Raw genomic sequence first — 13,554 nt, 5'->3', positions numbered from 1 at the left:
GTGGCGGCCGCGGACCGGCCGGTCGCCGCGGCGGCGGTCGGCGCGCTCGTCACGGCCCCGGCGGCCGCGGGCGTCGTCGGCGGTGCGGCCGCCCGGGAACCAGTCGGGCCGACGCTCGCGGCTGCCGCCGCCCTCGCCGAACTCGGCCGCACGACGGGCGGCGCGGCCGGTGTCGTCGGCGCGCTGCGTGCGGCCCCTGGTCGGCGCGGCGGTGCGGCGGGCGCGGTCGTCGGCGGTCCAGCGGCGCTTGGCGCCGTCCGGGGTCCGGTTGTTGCGGCCGTGTGCAGGCATGACGTGATCCGTTCGTTCGGGGCGGGCAGCGCGACGGGCTGCACTCGGCCGGGATGGGCGCCCTCGGGCGGGGCGCGGTCGGGCCGATGGACTCCACGAGCGGTCTCAGGCCGACGGAGCAGCCTACCGCCTCGACGGCACCGGCGCGGCGCCGCCCGTCCGCGGGGTCAGCGACCCGAGCGGCGAGGCCCCGCCGGGACGGCGGCGAACTCCGCCGGGCGCCCGTCGTCCTGCCGGTCGCCGGGCTGCTCCCGCCGCAGCCGCCGCGCGTCGCGGCGCTCCCGGCGGCCCTCCACGAGGAAGTACAGCGTGGGCAGCACGACGAGCGTGAGCACGGTGGAGGAGACGAGGCCGCCGATCACGACGATCGCGAGGGGCTGCGAGATGAAGCCGCCCTGCCCCGTCAGCCCGGACGCCATCGGCACGAGCGCGAAGATCGTGGCCAGCGCGGTCATCAGGATCGGCCGCAGCCGCCGGGACGCGCCGTCCATCACCGCGTCCCGGACCGACTCCCCCGCCTCGCGGTGCTGCCGCACCAGGTCGATCAGCACGATCGCGTTCGTCACGACGATGCCGACCAGCATGATCAGGCCGATGAAGCTCGCGACGCCGAGCGGGATGCCCGACACCAGCTGCAGCAGGATCGCGCCGGTCGCCGCGAACGGCACCGAGACGAGCAGCAGCAGCGGCTGCCGCAGGCTGCGGAACGTCGCCACCATGATCGTGTAGACGATCAGGATCGCGGCGAGCAGCGCGAGGCCGAGCTGCGTGAACGCGTTGCGCTGGTCCGCCGAGACGCCGCCGATCGTGGCGGCGGTGCCGCCCGGCAGGTCGACCGCCTCGACCGCGCGGGTCACCGCGGCGCTCGCCGCGCCGACGTCGCTGCCCGCGGGCGTCGCCGTGACGGTGGCGGAGCGGTTGCCGTCGGTCGTCGCGATCGCGGCGGCCTCCGTCGACAGGCGCACGTCGGCGAGGTCGCTGAGCGGCACCTGCCCCTGCGGGGTCGCGACGTCGAGGTCGCGCAGCTGCGCCAGCGTCGTCGGCGGGTCCTGCTGCACGAGGTAGACGGTGAGGCTCTCGTCGCCGACGGTGATCGACCCGATGCTCGTCGGCTGGGTGGCGCGGGAGACGAGCTGCGCGACCGCCGCCTCCGTCAGCCCGCGCCTCGCCGCCTCCCGGCCGTCGATGTCGACGGCGAGGTACTGCTGGGTCGCGGTGAGGTCGCTGGTCACCTGCGCGACGGCGTCGCTGCCGCGCAGCGCGTCGACGACCCGCTGCGTGCCCGTCTCGAGGGCGTCCGTGCTGCCGGAGGTGATGTCGACCTCGATGTCGGAGGACGCGCCGAAGCCCTGCCCGGCGGACACCTCGAACTCGCCGCCGCCGGCCCCTCCTGAGCCTGTCGAAGGGCCGAGCCGCTGGCGGACCGTGCGCTCGAGCGCCTGCTGGTCCGCGGACGCGTCGGTCGTCAGCGAGTAGGTGATGCGGGTGCCCTGCCCGCCCTCGAACGCGTCGCGCGCCGCGCTGCCCGAGGTGCCGATCGTCGCCGCCACGGTCTCGACGCCGTCGACGCCGCGGAGGATCCGGTCCGTCGTCCGCGCCTCGTCGGTCTGCGCCTGCAGGTCCGTGCCGTCGGCGACGGTCTGCGTGACCGTGAGGGTGTTCTGCCCGGACGAGCCGAGGTAGTTCGTCTGCAGCGACGGCACGAGCGCCAGGGTGCCGCCGAGCACGAGGGCCGCGGCGCCGATCGTGAGCCACGGGTGCCGCAGGGTCGTGCCGAGCACGGGCCGGTAGCCGCGCTGCAGCAGGGGGCGGCGCGAGTCCCGCCGGCGCTCCGACCCCGGCCGCAGGAACCAGAACGCGAGCACCGGCACGATCGTCAGCGAGACGAGCAGGGAGGCCGCGAGCGCGATCGTCACGGTCAGCGCGAAGGGCCGGAACAGCTCGCCGGCGGTGTCCCCGACGAAGGCGATCGGCAGGAAGACGGCGATCGTCGTGGCGGTCGAGGCGGTGACCGCGCCGGCGACCTCCCGCACCGCGGTCAGCACGATGCGGCGCCGGTCCGCCGCCGGGATGTCGCGGCGGTCCTGCCGCGTCCGCACGTTCGGGAAGTCCTCGCGCAGGTGGCGGGCGACGTTCTCCGTGACCACGATCGAGTCGTCGACGACGCGCCCGACCGAGATCGTGATCGCGCCGAGGGTCAGGATGTTCAGCGAGTACTGCGCCGCCTGCATCCCGATCAGGGTGATCAGCACCGAGGTCGGGATCGAGATGGCGGTGACCAGTGTCGCCCGGCCGCTCAGCAGGAACAGCAGGATCACGAGCACCGCGAAGGCGAGGCCGAGCAGGCCCTCCGTCAGCAGCGACTCGATGGACTGCTCGATGTAGGGCGCCTGGTCGAACACCGGCGTGAAGGCGCCGCCCGCGCCCAGCGCCGAGCGGAGGCCGGGCAGGGCGTCGCGGACGGCGTGCGAGACCTCGACCGTGTTCGCGTCGGGCAGCTTCGTGACGGAGACGGTCAGCGCCTCCCGCCCGTTCACGAGGGCGACGGTGGTGAGCGGGTCCTCCGTCTGCTCGACGGTCGCGACGTCGCCGATCTGCGGCGGGCGGTTCAGCGAGCCGCCGGTCGCGTTCCACTGCTGCTGCGTGACGCCGGCGAGCGGGACGGCGCGGATGTCGGCCGCGGAGGTGAGCTCGGTGCCGATCTCGATGGCGCGCTCGCGCCCGTCCTCCGTGACCGTGCCACCCGGCAGGCGCACGCCGGCCGCGGTGAGGCTGTCGGAGATCACCGTGTCGGGCAGGCGCCGGTCGGCGAGCGCGTCCTTCGGCGTCACCGTGATGCGCTGGCCCGGGGCGCCCGCGAGGGTCGCGGCGCGGACACCGTCGAGCTTCTCGAGCGGCGGCAGCACCGAGCGGCGCACCGCGTCGGCCAGCTCGGTCCGCGACCGGTCGCCGGTCACGGAGAAGGCGAGCACCGGCAGGTCGTCGAGGCTGCCGGCGACGACCTGCGGGTCGACCTGGTCGGGGAGCGCCGCGCGGACGCGGTTGATCGCGGCGCCGACCTTGTTCTCGGCCGCGTCGAGGTCGGTGCCGTAGGTGAAGGAGACGCTGACCGTGGAGGCGCCGGTCGACGACTGCGAGCTGGTCGACTCCACGCCGCGGATGCCGCGGACCGCCTGCTCGAGCGGTCGGCTGACCCGCTCGGCGACGACGGCCGGGGAGGCGCCCGTGTAGGAGGAGACGATCGCGAGCTGCGGGAACTGCACGGACGGGATCAGCTCCTGCCGGAGCGACCCGGTCGCGAGCACGCCGAAGACCGCCGCGACGATCGTCACGAGCGCGATGAGGGACCGGTTGCGCAGGCTGAAGGCCGCGAGCAGGTGCACCCGTCGAGTATCCCTGACCGAGCGGTCAGGGGCGCGCCCGGGTCCCCGCTCCGACCGCCCCACGAAGCCCCCGTGCACGCTTCAGCAACACGGTCGCCGTTGCGCGACGTCGACCGTGTCACCACGGTGCGCCGGGAGCGCGCTCGGGGCGGCACGGGGTCGCGCGCGGGGCGCTTCGCCGACCGTTTGACACGCCCGGGCGGATGAGTAGTGTTCCGCAGCGTGACTTCGGCGCCCGAGGACGACACCAGGCGGATGAAACGCCTGATCCTGGGCGAGAAACTGCCGTCTCACAAGCTCGAGGACCAGCTGCTGCCGAAGCATCTGGCGCTGCCGATCTTCGCCTCCGACCCCCTGTCGTCGGTGGCGTACGCACCGCAGGAGCTGCTGCTGATCCTGCTGCTCGGCGGGCTCTCGTTCCTCTCCTTCGCGCCCGGGGTCGCCGCGGTCGTCGTGCTGCTGCTCGTGGTCGTCGTGCTGTCGTACCGCCAGCTGATCAAGGCGTACCCGTCGGGCGGCGGCGACTACGAGGTCGCGCAGAAGAACCTCGGCGAGAAGCCGGCGCTGGTCGTCGCCTCCGCACTGCTCGTCGACTACATCCTGACCGTCGCGGTCTCGGTCGCCTCCGGTGTCGACAACATCATCAGCGCGTTCCCCGGCCTCGCCCCGGCGCGGGTGGAGATGGCGCTCGTGATCGTCGTGCTGCTCGCCGCGGTGAACCTCCGCGGGGTCCGCGAGTCGAGCAAGGCGTTCGCGCTGCCGACCTACGTCTTCATCGCGAGCGTCGCACTGATGGTGGTGACCGCGCTCGTCCGCACGCTGCTCGGGGACGCGCCGGTCGCCGCGAGCGCCGGCTACACGGTGCAGGTCGATCAGGTGACGCAGGCGGGCCTCGTGCTGCTGGTGCTCCGCGCCTTCGCGAGCGGCTGCTCCGCCCTCACCGGCGTGGAGGCGATCGCGAACGGCGTCCCGGCGTTCCGGCGCCCCAAGGTGCGGAACGCGCAGACGACGCTGACCGTGATGGGCCTCATCGCGATCTGCCTGTTCGTCGGCCTGCTCGCCGTCGCGCTGATCTCCCGCGTGCACTACGCGGAGGACCCGTGCGCCCTGATCGGCTTCGACGCGTGCCGCACCGCGCCGCAGCCGAGCCTGATGGCGCAGGTCGCCGCGGCGACGTTCGGCGGCACCTCGCCGTTCTTCTACCTGATCCAGGCCGCCACGGCCCTCGTGCTGCTGCTCGCCGCGAACACCGCGTTCAACGGCTTCCCGCTGCTCGGGTCGGTGCTGGCCCGCGACTCCTACGCCCCGAAGTCGCTCTCGACCCGCGGCGACCGCCTGATCTACAGCAACGGCGTCATCCTGCTCGCCGGGGTCGCCGCGCTACTGCTGCTCGTCTACCGCGCGAGCGTCACGAACCTGATCCAGCTGTACATCATCGGCGTCTTCGTGTCGTTCACCCTCGGTCAGACCGGAATGGTGCGGCACTGGATCCGCATGCTGCGCCGCGGCTGCCCGAACCGGTCGTCGACCATCCGCAGCCTCGTCATCAACCTGGTCGGCGCCACGATGACGGCGGCCGTGCTGGTGATCGTCACGATCACGAAGTTCACGCACGGCGCCTGGCTCGTGTTCGTGATCATGCCGATCCTCTGGTTCCTGATGCTCGGCGTGAACCGCTACTACCGCGACGTGGAGCGCGAGATCGAGGTCGACCCGCACACCACCTTCGGGGCGAAGGGCGACCACGCGATCGTGCTGGTCGGCCGGATGCAGAAGCCCGTGCTGAAGGCCCTCGACTACGCGATCGCCGCGCAGCACGGGACGCTCGAGGCGGTGCACGTCTCCATCGACGACCGCGCCACCGAGCGCCTGGAGGCGGAGTGGGCGCGGATGAACATCACCGTGCCGCTGATCGTCGTGCCGTCCCCCTACCGGGACATCAGCGTGCCGCTGATCAAGTACGTGAAGGCGCACCGCGCGTCCCACGGCAGCGAGGTCGTGACGATCTACACGCCGGTCTACGTCGTGGGGCACTGGTGGGAGCAGCTGCTGCACAACCACAAGGCGCGGCGCATCCGGCAGAAGCTGATGCTCGTGCACGGCGTGACGCTGGCGCTCGTGCCGTGGCTGCTCGACTCCTCCGAGGTGATCTACGGCCGGCGCAGCCGCCCGATCCCGGGTCAGGACCGCCGCGGGGAGCCGGTGCGGCCGCAGGGCATGCCGCAGCGCCGGCACGTGAGCGGCGGCCGCGTGCAGGAGCTGCCGCGGGTCGAGGCCCCGCCCGCCGAGCCGGAGCGCGACCTCACGCCGCGCTGATCCCGCCGCCCATCCGCTGATCGCCCCGACTCCGCTGGTCGCCCCGATCCCGCGCCCGCGGGTCAGGCGTCGGTGAAGAAGCGCGCCATCAGCGCAGCCACCGGGTCCTCGCGCTGAGGTGCGACCTCGATGCGGTCCGCCAGCTCGATCGTGTCCGCGGTCGCCTCGAGCGGCTGCGTGGGGCCGCCGAGCGCCGCGTACACCTGCCGCGCGAGCGAGCGCCCCGCCCGGTTCGCGCCCACGGTGCTCGCGGTCGGCCCGTAGCCGGCGAAGAAGATGCGCGGATCGCGCTCCGCGGCCCCGGAGGCGACGGTCACGCCGCCCGCCTTCTCGTGCAGCCTCAGCGGGCTGAGGTGCCGGATGTCGGGACGGAAGCCCGTCGCCCAGACGATCGCGTCGACCGGCTCGCGCCAGCCGTCGGCCCACACGGCCGCGTGCGCCTCGAGGTGGCCGAACATCGGCCGCTCCTGCAGCACCCCGCGCTCCATCGCGGCCGCGATGCGCCGGGTCAGCGGCACGCCGGTGCCGGAGACGATGGAGGGCAGCGCGCGCCCCTCCCGCGCCGCGTCGTCCTGCTGGGCGACGGCGTTCACCGCCGCCTCCAGGTCGAGGGTGCCCTGCTGCAGGTAGTCGACCGGGCGCCGCACGGCCCACGTCGTCTTCGCCGCGACGCCCTCGAGCTCGAGCAGGAAGCCGATCGCGGAGGTGCCGCCGCCCACGACGAGCACCCGCTGCCCCTCGAACTCGGCGGCGTCGCGGTACGTGGAGGTGTGCACCTGGCGCCCGGCGAAGTCGCGCATCCCCGGGTAGTAGGGCACGAACGGCGCGCCCCACGTGCCGGTGGCGTTGACCACGACCCGTGCCACCGTCTCCCCCGCCGTGCTGCGCACGACGAGGTCGCTGCCCCGGTCGTAGACGGCGGCGACCGCGACGGGGCGCCGCACGTCGAGGCCGAAGAACCGCTCGTAGTGCGCGTAGTACTCGCCGACGACGTCCCTCGCCGGCCGCGCGCGGTCGGCGGTCTCGAAGCTGATGCCCGCCCGCCTCATGCCGGGAAGGTCGTGCACGCGGTGCGCGGAGCCGAGTCGCAGCGCCGCCCACCGGTGCTGCCAGGCGCCGCCGGCGCCCGGGCCCCGGTCGAGCACGATCTGGTCGACGCCGGGACGGACCCCGAGCCGCTGCAGGTAGTAGGCCACCGACAGCCCCGCCTGCCCGGCCCCGATCACCACCACGTCGACGCGAGCCGGAACCGAGACCACGGCCGCCCCCTCCCGACGCACGAGTGCCACCACCATCCTGCCGCAAGGGCGCGTGTTACGATCGCCTCCGGTTATCGCAATTCCGCCGCCCCCTTCTCACCCCGGGCCGGCGAGGACGACGTGAGGGGGTCACGCATGGGGCGCGGCCGTCAGAAGGCGAAGCACACCAAGGTCGCTCGCGACCTGAAGTACTTCAGCCCGGACACGAACTACAACGAGCTGGAGCGCGAGCTCTCCGGCCACTCCTCCGAAGCGCACTCGGGATGGTCCGAGGACGACTTCGCGGAGGACGACGCACGCCGCTGAGCGCGGGGCCCTCGTGAGGGGCCTCCCGCCAGCGGCGCTCGCCGTCGGCTCGGCCTGCCTCGCGCTGCTGCTGTGCGGCTGCGGGCAGGCGTCGGATCCGCTTCCGGGCGCGACCTCCACGGCGGATGCAGTCGTGGGAGCCGCTGACCCGACGGCGGGCGCAAACCGTCAGCCCGCAGACGCCGATCCGGCGACCGGCGACCGACCGCCCCAGTACGCGGAGAACCACCGGTACAGCGACCGGATGCCGGTCACCGCATCCGCGCAGGTCGTGCTGGACGCGGCCCGTGACGACGTGCTCCAGCGCCTCGACGCACTGCCCGAACCGCGCTCCGTCGAGGCGGTGACCGGGGTCGTCGCAGCGATGACGACCGAGGGCGCGCCCTGGGTCGCCGCGGACGGCACCGCGACCGTCGGCTTCGAGGCACAGGTCGGCGGCTCCGGCTGCCTGATCGGCTCGGTGCCCCCGAGCGGGCGGGCGACGGTGGAGACCGGCGGGTTCATCATGGACGGCGGCTGCCACGCGCTGACCGGCCACTGAGGCGCTCGCGGATCCACAGCTCTCGCGCGACACGCCGCGGCTGCGGGCTCCGCTGCGGCGTGCGTGACAGAGCTGCGGGTCCGCGGAGGAGCTGCGGATCCGCTCTGGTCAGCGGTGCGCGCCCGCGAGGCGGACCGAGCCGCCCGCGACGCCCTTCGCCTCGGCGACCCAGCCGTCGCCCGTCGGCGCGCCCTGCGCGACCGTGCCGGCACGCCACGTGGGCACGCCCGCCGCCCCGAGCAGCGCCGCGACCGCGTCGGCCGACTCCGGCGCGACGACGGCCAGCATGCCGATGCCGAGGTTCCAGGTGCCCTCGGCCTGCGCCAGGTCGAAGCCGCCCCACTCCGCGAGCACGTGGAAGACGGGCTGCGGCGCCCAGGTCGACCGGTCCAGCTCCACGGAGACCCCGGCGGGCAGCACCCGCGCGAGGTTCGCGGCGATGCCGCCGCCCGTCACGTGCGTCAGCGCGTGCACCCCGTCGCCGACGGGGTCGGCGAGCACGTCCAGCAGCGGCGCCGTGTAGAGCCGCGTCGGCTCCAGCAGCTCCTCCCCCAGGCTCCGCCCCAGCTCCGGCACGACCTCGCCGAGGGCGCGGCCGCCCACGATGCGCCGCACCAGCGAGAAGCCGTTGCTGTGCAGGCCGGACGAGGCCATCGCGAGCACCGCGTCCCCCGGCCGCACCCGGTCCGGGCCGAGCAGGCGGTCGCCCTCCACGACGCCGACCGCCGCGCCCGCGACGTCGTAGTCGTCCGGCGCCATCAGGTCCGGGTGCTCCGCGGTCTCGCCGCCGGTCAGCGCCGTCCGGGCCTCCCCGCAGGCCCGCGCGATGCCGCCGACCAGCTCGGCGATGCGCTCCGGCACCACCCGGCCGCAGGCGATGTAGTCCGTCATGAACAGCGGTGCGGCGCCCACGACCACGATGTCGTCGACGACCATGCCGACGAGGTCCTGCCCGATCGTGTCGTGGCGGTCGAGCGCCTGCGCGATCGCGATCTTCGTGCCGACGCCGTCGGTGGACGTCGCGAGCACCGGCCGGCGGTACGCGAGCAGCGCGGAGGCGTCCCAGAGCCCCGCGAACCCGCCCACGCCACCGAGCACCTGCGGGCCGTGCGTCGCGGCGACCGCCCGCTTCATCAGCTCGACCGCGGTGTCGCCGGCACGGGTGTCGACGCCCGCCGCCGCGTAGAGGTCGGTCACGGGCGGACCCCGGTCGGGCGCGACCCCGACGAGTGGGAGGATGGTCCCTGCACCACTCGAGCGTAGGCCAGGGGGAACCCCACTCCACTATGTGCGGCATCGTCGGCGTCTCCGCCGCCCAGCCGGTCAACCAGCTCGTCTACGACGCGCTGCTGCTGCTGCAGCACCGCGGTCAGGACTCCACTGGCCTCGTGACCGACGACGGCGGCTCGTTCCACATGGTCAAGGCCCGCGGGCAGGTGCGCGAGGCGTACCGCACCCGCGACATGCGCACCCTGCTCGGCAGCACCGGGCTCGGGCACGTGCGCTACGCGACCCGCGGCAGCGCGGCGAGCGAGCAGGAGGCGCAGCCCTTCTACGTCAACGCGCCGTACGGCATCGTGCTCGTGCACAACGGCAACCTGACCAACACGCGCGAGCTGACGGCGGACCTGTTCCACGTCGACCGCCGGCACCTCAACAGCGACAGCGACACCGAGCTGCTCGTGAACGTGCTCGCGAACGAGCTGCAGTCGCAGCTGAACGGCGCCGAGCTCGAGCCCGACGACGTCTTCACCGCGGTGCGCCGCGTGCACGAGCGCGTCGAGGGCAGCTACGCCGCGATCGCGCTGATCGCCGGCCGCGGCCTGCTCGCGTTCCGCGACCCGTTCGGCATCCGCCCGCTGACCCTCGGCCGCCGCACCGCCGACCACCTGCCCGGCGTGCAGCGCGACGAGTGGATGGTCGCGTCGGAGTCGCTCGTGCTCGAGGCCAACGGCTACGAGGTCGTCCGCGACGTCGCCCCGGGCGAGGCCGTCTTCATCACCCCCGACGGCGAGCTGCACCTGCAGCAGTGCGCCGAGCACCCGCGGCTCGTCCCGTGCTCGTTCGAGTACGTGTACCTCGCGCGCCCCGACTCGACGATGTCCGGCATCTCGGTCTACGACGCGCGGCTGCGCCTCGGCGACCGGCTCGCTGCGACCGTCGCGGAGCACGCGCCCCTCGGGGACATCGACGTCGTGATGCCGATCCCGGACTCGTCCCGGCCGTCGGCGATGCAGCTCGCGCAGCGCCTCGGCATCACCTACCGCGAGGGCTTCTACAAGAACCGCTACGTCGGCCGGACCTTCATCATGCCGGGGCAGGCGGTGCGCAAGAAGAGCGTGCGGCAGAAGCTGAACGCGCTCGGCACCGAGTTCCGCGGCAAGAACGTGCTGATCGTCGACGACTCGGTCGTCCGCGGCACGACGAGCCGCGAGATCGTCGAGATGGCGCGGGCCGCCGGCGCGAACCAGGTCACCTTCGCCTCCGCGGCCCCGCCGGTCCGGTTCCCGCACGTCTACGGCATCAACATGCCGACGCGGCGCGAGCTGGTGGCTGCCGGCAAGCGCATCCCGGAGGTCGCGCGGGAGATCGGCGCGGACCGCCTGATCTACCAGGAGGTCGACGACATGCGCGACGCGATCGTCGAGGGCTCGACCGTCACCGACCTCGAGATGAGCTGCTTCGACGGCCGGTACGTGACCGGCACGGTCGACGACGACTACCTGCGCTGGGTCGAGGCGAACCAGCTGTCCTGACCGGCCCCCGCACTGGGGGCGGTCGGGACTGCGGACAGAACGGGCGTTCTGTCCGCAGCTTTGCTACAGTCGTGCGCGGCGGCACCCACCGCCGCACTACCCGCTAGACCGCTTCACCCGACTCGACCCCCGACGAGACGGTGCACGGACCACTTCCCCGCCGGTCTGCGCAGCGGTCCCACGGATGACGACCCCGGGCAGCGACGGTTCCCCCACCCGCCGCCCGGGGTCTTTCCGTCCCTGCCGTCACACTGGAGGCGGAAGGGACGTGAGGATGCACGACCACGGGCACGAGGCGCCGCGCCGCGCGATCACGGCGGCGTTCGCCGTCACCTGCGCGCTGCTCGTCGTGCAGGTGATCGGGGCCTCGCTGACCGGCAGCCTCGCGCTGCTGGTCGACTCGGCGCACCTCACCGCGGACGCGCTCGGGCTGGGCGTCGCCCTGACGGCCGCGCGGCTCGCGGGGCGACCGGCGTCGCCCCGCCGCACGTTCGGCTGGGCCCGGGCCGAGGTGCTGGGCGCGACGCTGCAGGCCGCGGTGCTGCTCGGCATCGGGGTGCTCGTCGTCGTGGAGGCCGTGCAGCGGCTCGCCGACCCGCCGCCGGTGCCCGGCGCCGGGCTGCTCGTGTTCGGCGCGATCGGCCTCGCCGGCAACCTGGTCTCCGCCGCGGTGCTGCTGCGGCACCGCGGCCACGACCTCAACACCAGGGCCGCCTTCCTCGAGGTCGTCGCGGACGCCGCGGGCTCGATCGGCGTGCTCGCGGCGGGCGCCGTGATCGCGCTCACCGGCTGGACCCGTGCCGACGCCGTCGCCGCCCTGCTCGTCGGTGCGGTGATCGTGCCGCGCTCGGTGCTGCTGCTGCGCGACGCGGTCGACGTGCTGCTCGAGTCGACGCCCCGCGGGCTCGACCTCGACGCCCTGCGCGAGCACCTGCAGCAGCAGCCGCACGTGCTGGCGGTGCACGACCTGCACGCCACCCGCATCTCGTCCGCCCTCCCGGTGCTCTCGGCGCACGTCGTCGTCGAGGGCGAGGTCTTCCGCAACGGACATGCGCCGGCGGTGCTCGACGCGCTGCAGCGGTGCGCCGCGCAGCACTTCAGCGTGCGGTTCGAGCACGCGACCTTCCAGCTCGAGCCGCCCGCGCACACCGCGCACGAGCCGGGCACCCACGCCTGACGGCAGGATCGGGGCGTGGCCCTGCTCCCGTCCCCGCCCGATCCGCGCGCCGTCATGGCCGGCGACGGCGTGCCGATCGCCACCTACGACCTCGGCGACCCGGACGGGGAGGTGGTGCTGGCCGTGCACGGCTTCGCCTCCAGCGCGTTCGCGAACTTCGTCGCGACCGGCTGGGTTCGCGAGCTGCAGCGCGCCGGGCGCCGGGTGATCGCGATCGACCAGCGCGGGCACGGGGCGAGCGGCAAGCCGCACGACCCCGCCGCATACTCCATGGCGCTGCTCGTCGAGGACGTGCAGACCGTGCTCGACACCTACCTGGTGGACGAGGTCGACCTCGTCGGCTACTCGCTCGGCGCCCGCGTCGGCTGGCACGCGCTGCTGGAGCTCGGCCCGGGCACGATCCGGCGCGCGGTGCTCGGCGGCATCCCGGACGGCGACCCGCTGACCCGCTTCCGCGTGGACGAGGCGCGGGCACGGATCGAACGGGGGACGGCGGTCACGGACCGGCTGACGCAGGCGTACCTCACGATGGCGCAGCTGACGCCGGGCAACGACCTGACGGCCCTCGTCTCGCTCGTCGAGGGCATGCGCGGGGGCCTCCAGCCCGATCCGGCCGACCCGCCGCAGCAGCCGGTGCTGTTCGCGGCGGGGAGCGAGGACCCGATCCTCGAGGCGACCCGCCGGCTCGCGGCCGCGACGCCGCGGAGCGAGCTCGTCGAGCTCGCAGGGCGGAACCACTTCAACGCGCCGACCGCGCGCGCGTTCCGCGACGCCGCGATCGCCTTCCTCGCCCGCTGAGTCCGTCTCGAAGGTGATCCGGCCGCGCCGGATCACCTTCGAAACGGAATCAGTCGTCGGCCGGGGGCTCGCCGGAGGTGCGCTCGGCGCGGACGACGCGCGCCCGCCGCTCCCCGATCCGGTCGATCAGCACGGCGACGGCGCCGAGCACCAGTGCGCCGAGCGGAGCGAGCAGCAGCAGCAGGAACCCGAACGCCTGCGGCGTCGGGACCTGGGGGTCCGGCGGGGTCAGGGCCACCGCGAGCAGGGCCACGACCGCCCCGATCCCCGCGCCGAGCCCGAGGAAGACGCCGACCTTGGGGGCGCGGCGCACCCGCACGTCCTCGTGCCGGGGGTCGCTCACGACGCCCGCCAGACCGGCAGGCGCCCGGACAGGTCGGCGCGGCTGCCCGAGGCGCGCACGGCGCCGGACTCGAGCGCGTCCGTCCAGCCCCGGGACCCGGTCGCCAGCTGCAGCCACACGGCGGGGTCGGTCTCGACGACGTTCGGCGGCGTGCCGCGGGTGTGCTGCAGCCCCTCGATGCACTGCACCGCGCCGTAGGGCGGCACCCGCACCTCGACCGCTCCGCCCGGGTAGCGGTCGGCGAGCACCTGCAGCAGGTACCGCACCGCCGTGGCGGTCATGGGCCGGTCGGCGTCGCCGGCGAGGGCGGCGGCGACCGCCTGGTCCCCCTGCCCCTGCGGGATGCGCGCGCGTGCCACGGCCCAACCGTAATCTCCGACGACG

General features: G+C 74.3%; 11 protein-coding genes and 1 pseudogene. 6 read left to right on the top strand and 6 right to left on the bottom strand.

The features are described from left to right. A pseudogene (locus ACFSBI_RS03705) lies at window positions 1-291 on the bottom strand (hypothetical protein); the annotation flags it as partial. 167 nt (window positions 292-458) lie between these two features. Then, window positions 459-3,674, bottom strand: coding sequence for an efflux RND transporter permease subunit (locus tag ACFSBI_RS03700; RefSeq protein WP_377932146.1), 3,216 nt, complete (start codon window positions 3,672-3,674; stop codon window positions 459-461). A gap of 255 nt (window positions 3,675-3,929) precedes the next feature. Between ACFSBI_RS03700 and ACFSBI_RS03695 the strand changes: the two genes are divergently transcribed. Beyond that, window positions 3,930-5,990, top strand: coding sequence for an APC family permease (locus ACFSBI_RS03695; protein ID WP_377932166.1), 2,061 nt, complete (start codon window positions 3,930-3,932; stop codon window positions 5,988-5,990). Between the two features lie 62 nt (window positions 5,991-6,052). On the opposite strand, the gene ACFSBI_RS03690 is transcribed toward ACFSBI_RS03695, so the two are convergent. Next, window positions 6,053-7,249 (bottom strand): FAD-dependent oxidoreductase, encoded by a 1,197-nt coding sequence (locus ACFSBI_RS03690; RefSeq protein ID WP_377932164.1) that lies wholly within the window; start codon window positions 7,247-7,249, stop codon window positions 6,053-6,055. A gap of 135 nt (window positions 7,250-7,384) precedes the next feature. Between ACFSBI_RS03690 and ACFSBI_RS03685 the strand changes: the two genes are divergently transcribed. Then, window positions 7,385-7,555, top strand: a complete 171-nt coding sequence (locus tag ACFSBI_RS03685; RefSeq protein WP_377932144.1) for a DUF3073 domain-containing protein — start codon at window positions 7,385-7,387, stop codon at window positions 7,553-7,555. A 244-nt stretch (window positions 7,556-7,799) separates the two neighbouring features. Further along, entirely contained in the window at window positions 7,800-8,096 is a 297-nt protein-coding gene (locus ACFSBI_RS03680; RefSeq protein ID WP_377932142.1) for a hypothetical protein, read from the top strand. Window positions 8,097-8,204: 108 nt separating this feature from the next. Here the strand turns inward: ACFSBI_RS03680 and purM are convergent, their stop codons facing one another. Continuing rightward, window positions 8,205-9,293 carry a phosphoribosylformylglycinamidine cyclo-ligase gene (purM, locus tag ACFSBI_RS03675; RefSeq protein WP_377932140.1) on the bottom strand — a complete coding sequence of 363 codons (1,089 nt, stop codon included), beginning with the start codon at window positions 9,291-9,293 and terminating at the stop codon, window positions 8,205-8,207. 89 nt (window positions 9,294-9,382) lie between these two features. Here purM and purF point away from each other — a divergent pair, with 89 nt between their 5' ends. The 3 genes from purF (at window position 9,383) to ACFSBI_RS03660 (ending at window position 12,827) form a co-directional block, all read left to right on the top strand. Beyond that, window positions 9,383-10,852, top strand: a complete 1,470-nt coding sequence (purF, locus tag ACFSBI_RS03670; RefSeq protein ID WP_377932138.1) for an amidophosphoribosyltransferase — start codon at window positions 9,383-9,385, stop codon at window positions 10,850-10,852. A 274-nt stretch (window positions 10,853-11,126) separates the two neighbouring features. Next, window positions 11,127-12,029: a cation diffusion facilitator family transporter gene (locus ACFSBI_RS03665; RefSeq protein ID WP_377932162.1), complete on the top strand. Its 903-nt coding sequence runs from the start codon at window positions 11,127-11,129 to the stop codon at window positions 12,027-12,029. A gap of 15 nt (window positions 12,030-12,044) precedes the next feature. After that, a complete protein-coding gene (locus ACFSBI_RS03660; protein WP_377932136.1) occupies window positions 12,045-12,827 on the top strand; it encodes an alpha/beta fold hydrolase in 783 nt (260 codons plus the stop codon). Window positions 12,828-12,876: 49 nt separating this feature from the next. Here ACFSBI_RS03660 and ACFSBI_RS03655 read toward each other — a convergent pair whose 3' ends face one another. Both ACFSBI_RS03655 and ACFSBI_RS03650 read right to left on the bottom strand, forming a co-directional pair. Beyond that, window positions 12,877-13,170, bottom strand: coding sequence for a hypothetical protein (locus tag ACFSBI_RS03655; RefSeq protein WP_377932134.1), 294 nt, complete (start codon window positions 13,168-13,170; stop codon window positions 12,877-12,879). After that, window positions 13,167-13,529, bottom strand: a complete 363-nt coding sequence (locus ACFSBI_RS03650) for a sterol carrier family protein (RefSeq protein WP_377932132.1) — start codon at window positions 13,527-13,529, stop codon at window positions 13,167-13,169. The genes ACFSBI_RS03655 and ACFSBI_RS03650 overlap by 4 nt, the downstream gene beginning before the upstream one ends. Between the last annotated feature and the right edge of the window lie 25 nt (window positions 13,530-13,554).

It is taken from the genome of Amnibacterium endophyticum, from assembly GCF_042680685.1.
GTDB lineage: Bacteria > Actinomycetota > Actinomycetes > Actinomycetales > Microbacteriaceae > Amnibacterium > Amnibacterium endophyticum.
The sequence above is the reverse complement of the archived record's forward strand: the minus strand, read 5'-3'. Positions and strand labels throughout refer to the sequence as shown.

Bases quoted from the DNA above. Each gene is read 5' to 3' on its own strand.
- ACFSBI_RS03695 (WP_377932166.1), top strand. From the start codon at position 3,930: ATGAAACGCCTGATCCTGGGCGAGAAACTGCCGTCTCACAAGCTCGAG.
- ACFSBI_RS03685 (WP_377932144.1), top strand. From the start codon at position 7,385: ATGGGGCGCGGCCGTCAGAAGGCGAAGCACACCAAGGTCGCTCGCGAC.
- ACFSBI_RS03680 (WP_377932142.1), top strand. From the start codon at position 7,800: ATGCCGGTCACCGCATCCGCGCAGGTCGTGCTGGACGCGGCCCGTGAC.
- purF (WP_377932138.1), top strand. From the start codon at position 9,383: ATGTGCGGCATCGTCGGCGTCTCCGCCGCCCAGCCGGTCAACCAGCTC.
- ACFSBI_RS03665 (WP_377932162.1), top strand. From the start codon at position 11,127: ATGCACGACCACGGGCACGAGGCGCCGCGCCGCGCGATCACGGCGGCG.